The 16079-nt window shown below is 67.5% G+C and carries 14 protein-coding genes; 12 read left to right on the forward strand and 2 right to left on the reverse strand.

Annotated elements, in window-relative coordinates:
• The first annotated feature begins 22 nt into the window (after positions 1 to 22).
• From andAc to WJ16_RS23070, 5 genes are all read left to right on the forward strand, one after another.
• On the forward strand, positions 23 to 1294 hold the full coding sequence (gene andAc / locus WJ16_RS23050) for an anthranilate 1,2-dioxygenase large subunit AndAc (protein WP_069259384.1): 1272 nt from the start codon (positions 23 to 25) through the stop codon (positions 1292 to 1294).
• 15 nt (positions 1295 to 1309) lie between these two features.
• Positions 1310 to 1786 (forward strand): anthranilate 1,2-dioxygenase small subunit AndAd, encoded by a 477-nt coding sequence (gene andAd / locus WJ16_RS23055; RefSeq protein ID WP_006490977.1) that lies wholly within the window; start codon positions 1310 to 1312, stop codon positions 1784 to 1786.
• A gap of 21 nt (positions 1787 to 1807) precedes the next feature.
• Positions 1808 to 2134 carry an anthranilate 1,2-dioxygenase ferredoxin subunit AndAb gene (andAb, locus tag WJ16_RS23060; RefSeq protein ID WP_006479527.1) on the forward strand — a complete coding sequence of 109 codons (327 nt, stop codon included), beginning with the start codon at positions 1808 to 1810 and terminating at the stop codon, positions 2132 to 2134.
• Positions 2124 to 3344, forward strand: coding sequence for an anthranilate 1,2-dioxygenase system ferredoxin--NAD(+) reductase (gene andAa, locus WJ16_RS23065; protein WP_069259385.1), 1221 nt, complete (start codon positions 2124 to 2126; stop codon positions 3342 to 3344). The genes andAb and andAa overlap by 11 nt, the downstream gene beginning before the upstream one ends.
• Before the next feature lie 140 nt (positions 3345 to 3484).
• Positions 3485 to 4771, forward strand: a complete 1287-nt coding sequence (locus WJ16_RS23070) for a DUF445 domain-containing protein (protein WP_069259386.1) — start codon at positions 3485 to 3487, stop codon at positions 4769 to 4771.
• 48 nt (positions 4772 to 4819) lie between these two features.
• Here WJ16_RS23070 and WJ16_RS23075 read toward each other — a convergent pair whose 3' ends face one another.
• Entirely contained in the window at positions 4820 to 5119 is a 300-nt protein-coding gene (locus tag WJ16_RS23075) for an addiction module antidote protein (RefSeq protein ID WP_021157290.1), read from the reverse strand.
• A 3-nt stretch (positions 5120 to 5122) separates the two neighbouring features.
• Positions 5123 to 5461 carry a type II toxin-antitoxin system RelE/ParE family toxin gene (locus WJ16_RS23080; protein WP_069259387.1) on the reverse strand — a complete coding sequence of 113 codons (339 nt, stop codon included), beginning with the start codon at positions 5459 to 5461 and terminating at the stop codon, positions 5123 to 5125.
• Between the two features lie 329 nt (positions 5462 to 5790).
• Here WJ16_RS23080 and WJ16_RS23085 point away from each other — a divergent pair, with 329 nt between their 5' ends.
• The 7 genes from WJ16_RS23085 (at position 5791) to WJ16_RS23115 (ending at position 16062) form a co-directional block, all read left to right on the forward strand.
• Entirely contained in the window at positions 5791 to 7431 is a 1641-nt protein-coding gene (locus WJ16_RS23085) for an acetolactate synthase large subunit (RefSeq protein ID WP_069259388.1), read from the forward strand.
• Between the two features lie 27 nt (positions 7432 to 7458).
• Positions 7459 to 8892 (forward strand): aldehyde dehydrogenase family protein, encoded by a 1434-nt coding sequence (locus tag WJ16_RS23090; RefSeq protein ID WP_069259389.1) that lies wholly within the window; start codon positions 7459 to 7461, stop codon positions 8890 to 8892.
• Positions 8893 to 9132: 240 nt separating this feature from the next.
• Complete coding sequence (locus WJ16_RS23095; protein ID WP_069259390.1) at positions 9133 to 10716, forward strand: Na+/H+ antiporter; 1584 nt, start codon at positions 9133 to 9135, stop codon at positions 10714 to 10716.
• A 491-nt stretch (positions 10717 to 11207) separates the two neighbouring features.
• On the forward strand, positions 11208 to 12341 hold the full coding sequence (locus WJ16_RS23100; RefSeq protein ID WP_069259391.1) for a hybrid sensor histidine kinase/response regulator: 1134 nt from the start codon (positions 11208 to 11210) through the stop codon (positions 12339 to 12341).
• 123 nt (positions 12342 to 12464) lie between these two features.
• Entirely contained in the window at positions 12465 to 14141 is a 1677-nt protein-coding gene (locus tag WJ16_RS23105) for a methyl-accepting chemotaxis protein (protein WP_069259392.1), read from the forward strand.
• Positions 14138 to 14650 (forward strand): chemotaxis protein CheW, encoded by a 513-nt coding sequence (locus WJ16_RS23110; RefSeq protein ID WP_069259393.1) that lies wholly within the window; start codon positions 14138 to 14140, stop codon positions 14648 to 14650. Before WJ16_RS23105 ends, WJ16_RS23110 begins: the two co-directional genes overlap by 4 nt.
• Entirely contained in the window at positions 14647 to 16062 is a 1416-nt protein-coding gene (locus WJ16_RS23115) for a CheR family methyltransferase (RefSeq protein ID WP_069259394.1), read from the forward strand. Before WJ16_RS23110 ends, WJ16_RS23115 begins: the two co-directional genes overlap by 4 nt.
• The last annotated feature ends 17 nt before the right edge of the window (positions 16063 to 16079 follow it).

A 16079-nucleotide genomic window follows, 5' to 3' on the forward strand; every position in this document is an offset into this window, starting at 1 on the left:
ACGGAACCACAAGGAGTCCGACATGGAGCAGACTGAATCGCCCGTCGTTTTCGCCGAGCGCGGCGACGCATCCGACGTGAGCTTTCCGCACGACGACGGCTCGCGCGTGCCGTACAAGGTGTTCAGCTCGCGTGCGGTCTACGATCGCGAGCAGGAGCGCATCTTCCGCGGGCCGACGTGGAACTTCGTCGCGCTCGAAGCGGAAATCCCGAACGCCGGCGACTTCAAGAGCACGTTCGTCGGCGACACGCCGGTGGTCGTCACGCGCACCGAGGACGGCACGCTTTCCGCATGGGTGAACCGCTGCGCACACCGCGGCGCGCAGGTGTGCCGCAAGTCGCGCGGCAACGCGAGCTCGCATACGTGCGTGTATCACCAGTGGAGCTTCGACAACGCGGGCAACCTGCTCGGCGTGCCGTTCCGGCGCGGCCAGAAGGGGATGACCGGGATGCCGGCCGACTTCGACCCGAAGCAGCACGGGCTGCGCAAGCTGCGCGTCGACAGCTATCGCGGGCTCGTGTTCGCGACGTTCAGCGACGAGGTCGCGCCGCTGCCTGAGTATCTCGGCGAGCAGATGCGCCCGTGGATCGACCGGATTTTCCACAAGCCGATCGAGTATCTCGGCTGCACGCGCCAGTATTCGAAGTCGAACTGGAAGCTGTACATGGAGAACGTGAAGGACCCGTATCACGCGAGCATGCTGCACCTGTTCCATACGACCTTCAACATCTTCCGCGTCGGGATGAAGGCGCGCTCGATTCCCGATGCGAACCACGGGCTGCACAGCATCATCACGGTGACGAAGACGGGCGACGACACGTCGGCCGCGTACAAGCAGCAGAACATCCGTTCGTTCGACGAGGGCTTCCATCTGGAAGACGAATCGATCCTCGATCTCGTTTCCGAATACGACGAGGACTGCACGAACCATATCCAGCCGATCTTCCCGCAGCTCGTGATCCAGCAGATCCACAACACGCTGGTCGCACGCCAGATCCTGCCGAAAGGCCCCGACAACTTCGAACTGATCTTCCACTTCTTCGGCTACGCGGACGACACGCCCGAACTGCGCGCGCTGCGCATCAAGCAGGCGAACCTCGTCGGGCCGGCCGGCTACATCTCGATGGAAGACACGGAAGCGACCGAGCTCGTCCAGCGCGGCACGGTGCGCGATGCCGACGCGACGTCGGTGATCGAGATGTCGCGTGGCAATCCGGACCAGCAGGACACGGTGATCACCGAAAGCCTGATCCGCAAGTTCTGGGTCGGCTACCAGAAGCTGATGGGCTATTGAGGCGGGAGCGAAAAAATGACGGAAGACATGAAGACGTGGTTCGAGATTTACATGCTCCAGAACCGCTATATCGGCCACCTCGACAACGACCGGCTCGAACACTGGCCGGAAATGTTCACCGAGGACTGCACGTATGAAATCGTGCCGAAGGAGAACGCCGATCTCGGGCTGCCGGTCGGGATCGTCCACTGCACGAACCAGCGGATGCTGCGCGACCGCGTGGTGTCGCTGCGGCACGCGAACATCTACGAAGAGCATACGTACCGGCACATGACGTCGGGGCTGACGATCGTCGCGGAACGCGACGGCGAGATCGACACCGAAAGCAACTACGTGGTCGTGCAGACGCGCAGCAACGGCGAGTCGAACGTGTACCAGGCCGGCAAGTATTACGACACGGTCGTGCGCACGCCGGACGGGTTGCGTTACAAGACCAAGCGCGTGATCTACGACACGTCGCGCGTGCAGACGCTGCTTGCCACCCCGATCTGATGCAAAAAGCAAGGAAACGACATGACTGAAGCAACGCTTGCCGAATGGCATCCGCTCGGCGCTTTCGACGAATTCTCCGAAGACGAACCGGCGGCGCGCGTCGCCGGCCAGAAGCCGATCGCCGTGTTCCGGATCGGCGACGAACTGTTCGCGATGCATGACCTCTGCACGCACGGCCATGCGCGGCTGTCCGAAGGCTACGTGGAGGACGGCTGCGTCGAATGCCCGCTGCACCAGGGGCTGATCGACATTCGCACCGGCGCGCCGAAATGCGCGCCGATCACGGAGCCGGTGCGGACCTATCCGATCCGCATCGTCGACGGGCAGGTGGAAGTCAATGTCGGCTGACCCGTTCGTGATCGTCGGCGCCGGCCATGCGGCGCGGCGTACGGCCGAAGCGCTGCGCGAGCGCCGCGCCGATGCGCGCATCGTGATGATCGGCGCGGAGCGCGAGCTGCCGTACGATCGGCCCGCGCTGTCGAAGGATGCGCTGCTGACGGACGGCGGCGAGCAGCGTGCGTTCGTGCGCGACGCGGCGTGGTACGACGCGCAGCGCATCGAGCTGCGGCTCGGCACGCGTGTCGATGCGATCGAGCGCGATGCGCAGCGCGTGCGGCTCGACGACGGCACGACATTGCCCTATGCGCGGCTCGTGCTCGCGACGGGGTCGCGCGTACGCACGTTCGGCGGCGAGATCGACGCGGGCGTCACGCCGCACTACGTCCGCACCGTCGACGATGCGCGTGCGTTGCGTGCGCAACTTGCTGCGGGCCGTCGCGTGGCGGTGCTCGGCGCCGGTTTCATCGGTCTCGAAGTGGCGGCCGCGGCGCGGCAGCTCGGCTGCGACGTGACGGTGATCGACCCGGCCGCGCGTTTGCTGCAGCGTGCGCTGCCGGAAGTCGTCGGCACGTATGCGCGGCAACTGCATGACGCGCGCGGTGTGCGTTTCCACACGGCGACTTTGCCGCGCGCGATCCGTCGCGCTCCGGACGGCGGCGCGGTCGTCGAGACCGATCGCGGCGACGTGCCGGCCGACCTCGTCGTGGTCGGCATCGGCGTGGTGCCGAATGTCGAGCTTGCGCAGGCGGCCGGACTCGATGTCGACAACGGGATACGTGTCGATGCGGGCTGCCGCACGGTCGATCCGGCAATTTTCGCGGCGGGCGAGGTGACGATGCACTTCAATCCGCTGCTCGGGCGTCACGTGCGGATCGAGTCGTGGCAGGTGGCCGAAAACCAGCCGGCCGTCGCGGCCGCGAACCTGCTCGGCGGCAATGAAACGTATGGCGAGCTGCCGTGGCTGTGGTCCGATCAATACGACTGCAACCTGCAGATGCTCGGGCTGTTCGGCAGCGAGCGCACGATCGTCGTGCGTGGCGATCCGGCGAGCGGGCCGTTCACGGTGTTCGGGCTGGGCGACGACGGCAGGATCGTCGCGGTGGCCGCGGTGAACCTCGGGCGCGACATCGGCGCGTCGCGCCGGCTGATCGCGGCGGGGGCAGTGCCGGACCCGGTGAAGCTTGCGGATCCGGGGGTGAACCTGAAGACGTTCATGTAGCAGGCGCGCGGTCGTCCGGTCCGGCATGTGCCAGCGATGCCGACCGGCGCCGTGCCGCCCGCACGACGGGTGTGGCAATGTTTGTCGGCAGCACCGCAACCGGTGCATATTAGCGGCATCGTTCGCCCGACCGGTTGCCCATGACGCCAGACAAATCCCTCGAACTGAAACGCAGCAAGCGCCGCGCGCTGTGGCTGCTGCTGGCCGCCGTCGCGCTGTTCGTCACGACGATCCTGCTGCCGCGCGGCCCGTGGGTCGACGGCTTCAAGGCCGTGGCCGAAGCCGCGATGGTCGGCGCGCTCGCCGACTGGTTCGCGGTCGTCGCGCTGTTTCGCCGCGTGCCGATCCCGTTCGTGTCGCGCCATACCGAAATCATCCCGAAGAACAAGGACAAGATCGCCGACAACCTCGCGGTGTTCGTGCGCGAGAAGTTCCTCGGCCCCGACGCGCTCGCCGCGCAGATCCGCCAGCACGATCCCGCGCGGAAGCTCGGCGCATGGCTCGGCGAGCCGGTGAACACCGACGCGCTCGGCGGCTACGTGACGAAGCTGATGAGCTTCGCGCTCGACATGACCGACGACGCGCGGATCCAGTCGTTCGTCCACGACGCGTTTCGCGCGGTGATCGACCGGGTCGACCTGTCGCAGTCGGCCGGCGCGATCCTCGACACGCTGACGAAGGACGGCCGCCACCAGGCGCTGCTCGACGACGCGATCGAACAGGTGGTCGACGTGCTCGACAAGGAGGAGAACCGCGAGGTGATCGCGGGCTTCATCGTCGAATGGCTGAAGACGCAGTACCCGAAGGTCGAGAAGATCATGCCGACGCAGTGGTTCGGCGAGAACGGCGCGCGGATGCTCGCGAGCGCGGTGAGCCGCGTGCTCGAAGGCGTGGCCGCCGACCCCGGGCACGAGCTGCGGCAGCGCTTCGACCGGACGGTCGTGCGTTTGACCGAGCGGCTGAAGCACGATCCCGTGTTCATCGAGAAGGGCGAAGAGATCAAGCGCTATATCCGCGACGGCGCCGCGTTCAACGAGTATGCGCGCGACTTGTGGGACCAGTTGCGCGCGTGGCTGAAGGCCGATCTCGCGCGCCCCGATTCGGCGCTGCACCGGCAGGCCGCGACGCTCGGCGGCTGGCTCGGCGCGCGGCTGGCGGAGAGCCCGGCATTGCGTGCGTCGCTGAACGAGCACGTCGAGAAGGCCGTGCACGAGATGGCGCCGGATTTCGCGGATTTTCTGATGCGCCACATCCGCGACACGGTGCGCAACTGGGATGCGCGCGAGATGTCGCGGCAGATCGAGCTGAACATCGGCAAGGATCTGCAATACATCCGCATCAACGGCACGCTGGTGGGCGGCCTGATCGGGCTCGGGCTGTACCTCGTGTCGCTCGTGCCGCGCTGGGCGGCCGGCTGGCTGCACTGACGCGGCCACGGGCATCGCACCGCGGGTGCGACGGGCCGCGCCCGCGGATCATGCGTGCGCTTTCGCGCCGTGCAGTTGCAGGCCGAGCGCCTTGATGACCTTCAGGATCGTGCCGAAGCTCGGGTTGCCGTCGTGCGACAGCGCCTTGTACAGCCCTTCGCGAGACAGGCCCGCATCGCGCGCGACCTGCGACATGCCGCGTGCGCGCGCGATCACGCCGAGCGCGTGCGCGATGAAGGCTGGATCGTCGCCGGCTTCCTGCAGGCACGCTTCGAAGTAGTCGGCCATGTCGTCTTCGGTTTTCAGATGGTCGGCCGAATCCCACGGCCGGGTGCTGATCTTGTCCATCGGTTACTCCATGTCGAGATGCGCGAGCATTGCGTGCGCGGCGCGGATGTCGGCCTGTTGCGTCGATTTATCGCCGCCGCAGAGCAGGATGACCCAGATCGTTGCGCGCCGGACGTAGTAGACGCGATAGCCGGGGCCGTGGTCGATCCGCATCTCGACGACCGGCGATCCGGCGGACTTCCAGTCGCCCGGATTGCCCATCGACAGGCGGTCGATGCGTGCCTGGATGCGGCGCTTCGCGACGCGATCCGGCAGGCCGGCAAACCAGGTGTCGAAGACGTCGGTGGTCCGGACGCTGAACGTAGGGGCACTGTAGGGCAAGGATGGCAATGTGTCAACCATGGTTCACATGTCCGGTGAGTTGAATTCCGTTGCCTCCACAGTAGGGCCGCGCGCTTCGCGTGCGTGCCGAATGGCCGTTCGGCCGAAGTCGGGATCTTCGTAATCCGTCTACAATCAAAAATGTCTTTGCCGCCCGTGCGCGCCTGCCGCGCGCGGGCGGGTCCGTTTGTCCTCCGTATCCGGGGGCGCCGCCGCGCGTCGCATGTCGCCCGGCGGGCAGTGCCGTGGTCAGTGTCCAGTAGGTAAAGCGTCCGCGTGCCGTAGGCCGGCGCGCGTTCTGAACGCCGCGTGTCCGTAGGCCGGGCAGGCGGCATCAACCGAGAGTCCCCATGAAAGCATCGGATCTGTTCGTGAAGGCGCTGGAAGCCGAAGGCGTCGAGTACGTGTTCGGCATTCCCGGCGAAGAAAACCTCGATCTGCTCGAATCGCTGCGGCGATCGAAGATCAAGCTCGTGCTGACCCGGCACGAGCAGGCGGCCGGGTTCATGGCCGCCACCTACGGCCGCCTGACGGGCCGCACCGGCGTGTGCCTGTCCACGCTCGGGCCCGGCGCGACGAACTTCGTCACGGCCGCCGCGTATGCGCAGCTCGGCGGGATGCCGATGCTGATGATCACCGGGCAGAAGCCGATCAAGTCCAGCAAGCAGGGCCACTTCCAGATCGTCGACGTGGTCGACATGATGCAGCCGCTCACGAAGTTCACGCGGCAGATCGTGTCGATCGGCAACATCCCGTCGGCCGTGCGCGAGGCGTTCCGTCGCGCGGAGGAAGAGCGCCCGGGCGCCGCGCACCTCGAACTGCCGGAAGACATCGCGCACGAGGAGGGCGACGGCAAGCCGATCCCGCGCAGCTACAGCCGGCGGCCGGTGGCCGAGGAAAAGGCGGTCGCGCACGCGGTCGCCGCGATCCAGGCCGCGCGCCATCCGCTGCTGATGATCGGCGCGGGCGGCAACCGCAAGACCACCTGCAAGATGCTGCTCGAATTCGTCGACAAAACCGGCATCCCGTTCTTCACGACGCAGATGGGCAAGGGCGTGATCGACGAGACGCACCCGCTATGGCTCGGCAACGCGACGCTGTCCGACGGCGATTTCGTGCACCGCGCGATCGAGCATGCGGACTGCATCATCAACGTCGGCCACGACGTGATCGAGAAGCCGCCGTTCTTCATGCGCACCGACGACAAGACGGTGATCCACGTGAACTTCCTCGGCGCGCAGGTCGACCCCGTCTACTTCCCGCAGATCGAGGTGGTCGGCGACATCGCGAATGCGGTGTGGCAGATGAAGGAGGCGCTCGCGCCGCAGCCGCACTGGGATTTCGCGCGCTTCACGATGATCAAGGAGCATTTCGACGCCCATCTGGAGAAGGGCCAGCACGATCCGCGCTTCCCGATGTACCCGGTGCGGATCGTCAACGATCTGTACAACGCACTGCCGGTCGACGGCATCGTCTGCCTCGACAACGGGATGTACAAGATCTGGTTCGCGCGCTACTGGCGCGCGCACGAGCCGAATTCGCTGCTGCTCGACAACGCGCTCGCGTCGATGGGCGCGGGCCTGCCGTCGGCGATCGCGACGAAGATCGTGCATCCGCAGCGCAAGGTGATCGCCGTGTGCGGCGACGGCGGTTTCATGATGAATTCGCAGGAGCTCGAAACGGCCGTGCGGCTGAAGCTCGACCTCGTCGTGATGATCCTGCGCGACGACGCGTTCGGGATGATCCGCTGGAAGCAGGAGAACATGAACTTCCCCGATTACGCGATGACGCTGCAGAACCCCGATTTCGTGTCGTACGCGCAAAGCTACGGCGCGCACGGGCATCGGGTCGAATCGGCGGACGATCTCGAACCGCTGCTGCGCGAGTGCTTCACGACGCCGGGCGTGCACGTGATCGACGTGCCGATCGACTACTCGGACAACGAGCGTGTGCTGAACCGCGAGATCAAGCGCCTGTCGGCGCAACTCTGAATCCCGTTCACAGGAAGGAGCCGTTCCATGTTGAAGGAAAGCTATCCGTACTACCTCGCCAACGAAGCCGTCTACGCGAACACCGATCTGGAAGTGACGGACAAGTTCAGCGGCAAGGTCGCCACCCGCGTCGCGCTGGCCGACGCGAAGGCGATCGACGCAGCGATCGGCGCGGCGGTCGACGCCGCGAAGCCGATGCGCGAGCTGCCGGCCTACAAGCGGCAGGCCGTGCTCGATCATTGCGTCGCGCGTTTTCGCGAGCGCTTCGACGAGCTGGCCGAGGCGCTGTGCATCGAGGCCGGCAAGCCGATCAACGATTCGAAGGGCGAAGTCACGCGGCTGATCGACACGTTCCGCGTGGCGGCCGAGGAATCGGTGCGCATCGACGGCGAGATCGTCAACCTCGAGATCTCCGCGCGGGCGCAGGGCTATTCGGGCTACACGAAGCGCGTGCCGATCGGCCCGTGCTCGTTCATCTCGCCGTTCAACTTCCCGCTGAATCTCGCCGCGCACAAGGTCGCGCCCGCGCTGGCCGCCGGCTGTCCGTTCGTGCTGAAACCCGCGAGCCGCACGCCGATCGGCGCGCTGATCATCGGCGAGGTGCTCGCGGAAACCGACCTGCCGAAGGGCGCGTTCTCGGTGCTGCCAGCGCATCGCGACGGCGCGGACCTGTTCACGACCGACGAGCGTTTCAAGCTGCTGTCGTTCACGGGCTCGCCGGCCGTCGGCTGGGCGTTGAAGGAGAAGGCCGGCAAGAAGAAAGTCGTGCTGGAGCTCGGCGGCAACGCGGCGGCGATCGTCGACGCCGACCAGCGCGCGCAGCTCGATTACGTGGTCGAGCGTCTCGCGTTCGGCGCGTACTACCAGTCGGGCCAGAGCTGCATCGGCGTGCAGCGGATTCTCGTGCATGCCGATCTGTACGACGCGCTGCGCGAGAAGCTGATCGCGAAGACGCGTTCCCTGAAGATGGGCGATCCGAAGGACCCGTCGACGTTCGTCGGCCCGATGATCTCCGAATCCGAATCGCGCCGGCTGTCGGGCTGGATGGACGCGGCCGTCGCGGCGGGCGCGAAGATCGTCGCGGGCGGCAAGGTCGACGGTGCGATGTTCGAGGCGACGCTGCTGGAAAACGTCGGCCGCGAGCAGGACCTGTACCGGAAGGAGGCGTTCGGCCCGGTCGCGATCCTCGAGAAGTTCGACCGCTTCGACGATGCGCTCGCGCGCGTGAACGACAGCGACTTCGGGCTGCAGGCCGGCGTGTTCACCGATTCGCTCACGCATGCGCAGCGTGCATGGGACGAACTGGAAGTCGGCGGCGTCGTGATCAACGACGTACCGTCGTTTCGCGTCGACAACATGCCGTACGGCGGCGTGAAGGATTCGGGCCTCGGCCGCGAAGGCATCCGCTACGCGATCGAGGACATGACCGAGCCGCGGCTGATGGTCGTGCGGCGCCGGTAACGCGCAAGCCGGGCAGCGCGGCGCCGACGCGGCACGCGGGCGGGCGATCGGGCCGGCCCGCGTGCCGTTTTTCATGGCGGCGCGCGCAACGGGCCGGCGCCGCCGTGGCATCGCGGCGCGCCGCGCACGGTTGCCCGATCGCGCTCGACTGCGGGCCTCGCCTCGTGATGTAATCGCGCGAAACTGCCGACCGGGGTACGACACCGGAACGCGCGAATTCATTCTTCACGAGGTCGATTCATGTCTCCCGTCTCGGCATTCAAGCTGGTTTTGCTGTCATTCCTTGCGATCGTCGCGCTCGAATGCATCGCCAAGCGGCTGCGGCTGCCGCCCGCGGCCGCGCTGCTGATCGGCGGCATCGGCATCGCGTTCATTCCCGGCCTGCCGCCGATCAATCTCGATCCCGAACTGGTGCTGCTGGTGTTCCTGCCGCCGCTGCTGATGGATGGCGCGTATTTCTCGGTGTGGGAGGAGTTCAAGCGCAACGTCGGCGGCATCCTGCTACTCGCGATCGGCGCGGTCGTGTTCACGACGTTCGCGGTCGGCTTCGCCGTGCATTGGGTGGCGCCGTCGCTGCCGTGGGCCGCCTGCTTCGCGCTCGGCGCGATCGTGTCGCCGCCCGACGCCGTCGCGGCGAAGGCGGTGCTCGAACGCGTCGCGCTGCCGCGCCGGCTGATGGTGTTGCTCGAAGGCGAGAGCCTGCTGAACGATGCGGCGGGCCTCGTGCTGTTCCGCTTCGCGGTCGCGGCCGCGCTTACCGGTGCGTTCAGCCTCGAACACGCGGTGGTGCGCTTCGCGGAGCTCGGGCTCGGCGGCGTGGTGATCGGCTTCGTGGTCGGCAAGCTCGTCGTGTGGTTCCTGAAGCAGCTCGACGACGACTATCTCGTGATCACCGTCGCGGTGATCGCCGGCTGGATCGCCTATATCGCCGGCGAAATGGTCGAGGTGTCCGGCGTGATCGCCACCGTCACGGCCGGCATGATCGTCGGCTGGCATCAGCACGAGGTGTTCTCCGCGGCCGTGCGCACGCGCGGCACCGCGTTCTGGCAGGTGATCGTGTTCCTGCTCGAAGCGATGGTGTTCGTGCTGATCGGGCTGTCGCTGCGCGGCGCGATTCACCGGCTCGGCGGCTTCGAGCAGGTGCTTGCCACGATGGTGCCGCCCACGGTCGCGGTGCTGGCGGCGGTGATCGTGTCGCGCTTCGTGTGGATCTACGCGGTCGAGGCGCTGAAGTGGCCGGTGCGCGGGATCGCGCGGCGCGGCGAAGCGCCGGACTGGAAGGCCGCGACGATCATGAGCTGGGCCGGGATGCGCGGCGTCGTCACGCTGGCGATCGCGTTGTCGCTGCCGGAGGCGATGCCCGGTCGCGACGTGATCCTGGTCGCGTCGTTCGCGGTGATCCTTGTCACCGTGCTGCTGCAGGGCACCACGATCGGGCCGCTGATCCGGCTGCTGCGCCTGCCGCAGCGCGACGAGCGCGCGGCGCATCACCTGACCGAGCCGCAGACGTGGGCCTACATCGAGGCCGCGCAGCTCGCGGCGATCCAGCCGCTCGTGCGCGACGAGAACGGGGTCGTGATCCACCCGCGCCTGCTCGAGCAGTACACGTATCGCGCGGAGCTGACCGAGCGGAACAAGAACGAGGTCGCGTATCCGGCGGAAGTGCGTGCCGCGCACTACGACGTCGTGCTGGCCGCGATCAAGGCCGGGCGCACGGAACTGCTGCGGCTGCATCGTTCGGGCCGCATCCACGACGAGATGCTGCACGCGCTCGAACGTGACCTCGACCTGCAGGAAGTGTCCGCGCAGCACGCGCGCGGGTAAGGCCGCACCCAGCGGTCACACCGCCGTCATACCGCCATCGGGCGGCCGGCTTCGGCCGGCCCCGAAGCGCGCGGGGCGATCGTCGCCCCGGGCGCTTTTTTTTCGTCCTCCGCCAGCCGATTCGGCGCATCGCCATCCATCCCTCAATTCGGCGGCCAACGAGCCTTGCAGCGCATGCAAACCTTATGGCGCCGCTCTCGCAAACGTTATCGTCGTTCGAATCCGGAAATGATCTGATTTAACTGTTTCCGTCTGTTTCTACATATTTGGCAAAACTAAACCGGAAGGAGATACATGCTGTGTTCTAATTTCATTTAGAATCAGCCGGTTATTTTTATTGAGAGAAAGGATGCGGAGGTAATGCGACCGTCTACGGGGAAAATCGGCGGTCGAAGCTCCGCAGGGCCGTGGTGACAGGCCAGATTGGCGGAATCGGACGGGGTTTTCAACCGTCAAAATAAGATAGTGTCTAAGCCGGATAAACAACTCCCATGAAAGAATCGACTGGAGAATCGGCGTTTGAAACTGTATTTATGAACGAATCGAGCGGTGATAATGCCTCGGATTGTCTTGAATCGGGGTTGTCGGTCCTTCTCGTCGACGATCAACCGTTCGTCGGCGAGGTGATCCGTCGCGCGCTGCGCAGCGAACACGACATCGACCTGCACGTGTGCACCGATGCGCACCGGGCGATGGCGGTCGCGCGCGACGTGAAGCCGACCGTCATCCTGCAGGATCTCGTGATGCCGGAGATCGACGGCCTCGATCTCGTCCGTGCGTGGCGCGCGGACGCCGGCACCGCGCGCGTGCCGATCATCGTGTTGTCCGCGAAGGAGGAGCCGATCGTCAAGCGCGAGGCGTTCATCGCCGGCGCGAACGACTATCTGGTGAAGCTGCCCGACGCGATGGAGCTGGCCGCCCGTATCCGCTATCACTCGAATTCGTACCTGATGTCGCGGCAGCGCGACGAAGCGCTCGATTTCCTGTCGCACGACATGCGTTCGCCGCAGACCTCGATCCTCGCGCTGCTCGACGTGTACCGGGCCGAGCACGGCGAGATGCCGGCGATCATGGAGCGCATCGCCGGCCATGCGCGGCGCGCGCTCGCGCTGGCCGACGGCTTCATCCACCTGACCCGCGCGCAGTCCGAGCGGCGCGCGCACGAGGTCGTGAGTCTCAACGAGATCGTGCTCGACGCCGCCGACCAGCTGTGGGAGAAGGCGGCCGGGCTCGGCAGCCGGGTCGCGGCGAACGTGCCCGACACCGAATGCGTGACGATGGGCGACCGCATGATGCTGACGCGCGCGGTCGCGAACCTGATCGACAACGGGCTGAAGTACGGCCCGGCCGGCACGGACGTGCATTGCACGCTGAGCGGCGACGACGGCGCGTGGCTGATCGGCGTCGAGGATACCGGCGCCGGAATCGCGCCGGAGCAGCGCACGGCCGCGACCGAGTCGTTCGTGCAGCTCGAATCCGCGCATGGCGCGGCGCGCAGCGGCTTCGGCCTCGGGCTCGCGTTCGTCCGGGCGACGGCGGCGCGGCATCGCGGCCAGATCCTGATGCGCAATACGGCGCGCGGCTTCATGGTCGCGCTTCGGCTGCCGGCGCAGGCGGAGCGGTGATTTTGCGGCGCGGCCTGCCGGCGCCGCGCTGCCCGCAGACCCCGATGCGCCCGTGGCGCGCCGTCCGGCGCGCAGGCGGGTGCGGATTTTTTCAACGCTGATTTTAGAAAGCCCATAACGAACATGGCCACCGTGACGCCCCGCGCGACCAATGAAAGCCTGCATCCGACGATCGGCGCTGCCCGGCTGACGCTCGGCAATCGCATCCTGCTCAGCTTCGGCGTGCTGTTCGTGCTGATGCTGGTGACAGCCGGCGTGTCCTACGAGCGACTGCGCGCGATCAACAGCGAAGCCGTCAGCATCGAGCGCGACTCGCTGCCCGGCGTCTACCTCGCGTCGTCGCTGCGCGGTGCGGTCAACGAATCGTTCACGCTGCTGCAGCAAGCGACCTTCGTCGACACCGACCCCGAAATCGTGCAGCGCGATCTCGCGAAGATCTCCGATGCGCTGAAGGATGTCGAATCGCTGTCGACCGACTATCAGGCCACGACGTTCCGCGACGACGACCGGCAGCGCTTCGCGACGTTCCGCGGCGCGTACGACCGCTACGCGCCGCTGCTGAACGAAGCCGTGCAGAAGAGCCGCGTGTCGCACGAGGAGGCCGTCGCCGCGTACGCGAAAACGCTGCCCGCATGGACCGAGGTCGTGCGCAACGCAAACGTGCTCGTGCAGGAAAACCGCAAGTTCGCCGAGCAATCCGCGAAGCTGATCCGCGAATCCGTGCAGGACACCGAAGTCGTGCTCGCGGTCGCGGTGGCGTTCGTGCTGCTGTCCGCGCTCGGGCTCGGCTACGTGCTGTACCGTTCGGTGATGGTGCCGATGGCGCGGCTCATCGAGGTGCACGACGTCATGCGCACCGGCAACCTGACGCGGCGCCTCGACCTGCGCCGCCGCGACGAATTCGGCACGCTCGAGACGGGCTTCAACCGGATGGCCGACGAGCTGACCGAGCTCGTCGCGCGCGCGCAGCAATCGTCGCTGCAGGTGACGACGTCGGTGGCCGAGATTGCGGCGACGTCGCGCGAGCAGCAGGCGACCGCGAACGAAACCGCGGCGACGACGACCGAGATCGGCGCGACCTCGCGCGAGATCTTCGCGACGTCGCGCGACCTGCTGCGCACGATGAACGAAGTGGCCGGCGTGGCCGATCAGTCGGCGACGCTCGCGGGCGTGAGCCAGAGCGGGCTCACGCGGATGGGCGAGACGATGCGCAGCGTGATGGACGCGGCCGGTTCGGTGAACGCGAAGCTCGCGATCCTCAACGAGAAGGCGCTGAACATCAACCAGGTGGTCGCGACGATCACCAAGGTGGCCGACCAGACCAACCTGCTGTCGCTGAACGCGGCGATCGAGGCCGAGAAGGCCGGCGAATACGGCCGCGGCTTCGCGGTCGTCGCGACCGAGATCCGCCGCCTGGCCGACCAGACGGCGGTGGCGACCTACGACATCGAGCAGACGGTGAAGGAAATCCAGTCGGCCGTGTCGGCGGGCGTGATGGGGATGGACAAGTTCTCCGAGGAAGTGCGCCGCGGGATGCTCGACGTGCAGCAGGTCGGCGGGCAGCTGTCGCAGATCATCGCCGAGGTGCAGACGCTCGCGCCGCGCTTCCAGATGGTCAACGAAGGGATGCAGACGCAGGCGAACGGCGCCGAGCAGATCACGCAGGCGCTGTCGCAGCTGTCGGAGGCCGCGCAGCAGACGGCCGAATCGCTGCGCCAGTCGTCGCAGGCGATCGACGACCTGACGCTCGTCGCGAACCAGTTGCGCACCAGCGTGTCGCGCTTCAAGGTCGACGCGTGACGCGCGCCGACACGCAGAACGGCGCGCACGCGCTGTTCCTGATGTTCGAGCTCGACGGCGAGCGCTACGCGCTCGACGCGGCCAACATCGACGAGGTGCTGCCGCTCGCGGTCACGAAGGCCGTGCCCGGCGCACCCGACTGGATCGCCGGGCTGCTGATGCGCGGCGGCCAGCCGGTGCCGGTGCTCGACGTGCCGATGCTGGCGCTCGGGCGCCGCGCGCATGCGCTGCGCTCGACGCGGCTCGTGATGGTCCGCTACCGGGTGGACGAAGCCGGCGCCGAGCGCACGCTCGGGCTGATCGTCGAGCGCGCGACGCAGACGATGCGGATCGATCGCGCGGCGTTCCGCTCGAGCGGCATCTCGACCGCGCGCACGCGCTGGCTCGGCCTCGTCGCCAACACGCCCGAAGGCGTCGTGCAGCAGGTGTCGGTATCCGACCTGGTCGACGACGTGGCGCGCCTATATCTGTTCGATGGCCTGCCGGGCCACGGGGGAGAGTCCGCATGAAAGAGTCCGAATCGCGATTTCGCGGCTGGCTGCTGCGCGAAACCGGCATCGACCCCGATTCGCTCGGCAACGATTTCCTGACCCGCGCGCTGACGGAGCGCGTGCATGCGCTGCAGGCGGACGGCGAGCGCCTGCCGTCCGCGACGCGGCTGCCTCCGACGCAGGACGCGCTGGACGCATACTGGCAGCAGCTCAACGCGTCGGCCGACGAGCGGCGCGCGCTGATCGAGCTGTTCGTCGTGCCCGAGACCTGGTTCTTCCGCGACCGCGAGGCGTTCGCGACGCTCGCGCGGCTCGCGGCCGAACGGCTCGCCGCGCTGCCCGGCCGCGTGATCCGCGTACTGAGCGCGCCGTGCTCGACGGGCGAGGAGCCGTATTCGGCGGCGATGGCGCTGCTCGACGCCGGGGTCGAGCCGGCCAGCTTCACGATCGATGCGATCGACCTCAGCGCGCGCGCGATCGAGCAGGCGCGGCTCGGCTGCTACGGGCGCAACGCATTTCGCGGCACCGCGACGGAGTTTCGCGCGCGGTATTTCACGCCGACCCGCGACGGCTGGCTGCTCGACGAGCGCGTGCGCGCGTGCGTGCAGTTCAGTCAGGAAAACCTCGTCGAACCGGCCGCGGATACGGGCATTCGCTACGATTTCGTGTTCTGCCGCAACGTGCTGATCTACTTCGACCGGGACGCGCAGGATCGCGTGATCCGCTCGCTCGACGCGCGTCTCGCCGACGACGGCATGCTGTTCGTCGGGCCGGCCGAAACGGGCGTCGCGATGCGGCACGGGATGCGCTCGGCGCGCGTGCCGCTCGCGTTCGCGTTTCATCGCGAGCCGGCCGGCGCGGCGCTGGACGCCTACGCGGCCCGGCCGGCGGCACCGCTGTCGGCGGCGGCGCCGTACCGGCGCGCGGAGCGCTTCACGGTCGCGCCGCTCGCGGCGTCGCGTTCGGTGCTGGCGGTCACGCCGCCGGGGTGGCGCGGCGACGCGCGGCAGCCGCTCGCGGTGTCGCCGCCCGCGATGCGCGCGGCCGCATTCGACGCAGGGGCCGACCTGCCGGTGGCGACCGGTGCGTCCGCATCGGCCGCGCCGGCCGCACCGGTCGCCGAAAGCGCCCCGCCGACGCTGGAAGAGGCGCAGGCGCTCGCGAATGCCGGCGCGTTCGACGAGGCCGAGCGCGTGCTCGCGCAGTTTTCGGCGCGTGTCGGGCCGCATGCCGATGCGTTCTACCTGAACGGGCTGATCGCGGATGCGCGCGGCCGCGCGGCGGAAGCGGGCGACTTCTACCGGAAGGCGCTGTACCTGCGACCCACGCACCACGAAGCGCTGACCCATCTTGCGACGCTGCTCGACGTCGGCGGCGATCGCGCGGGCGCGCAATGGCTGCTCGAGCGCGCACGGCGCTCGGCCGGCTGACGAGATTACGGGTTGGG

This window comes from Burkholderia metallica, assembly GCF_001718555.1.
GTDB lineage: Bacteria > Pseudomonadota > Gammaproteobacteria > Burkholderiales > Burkholderiaceae > Burkholderia > Burkholderia metallica.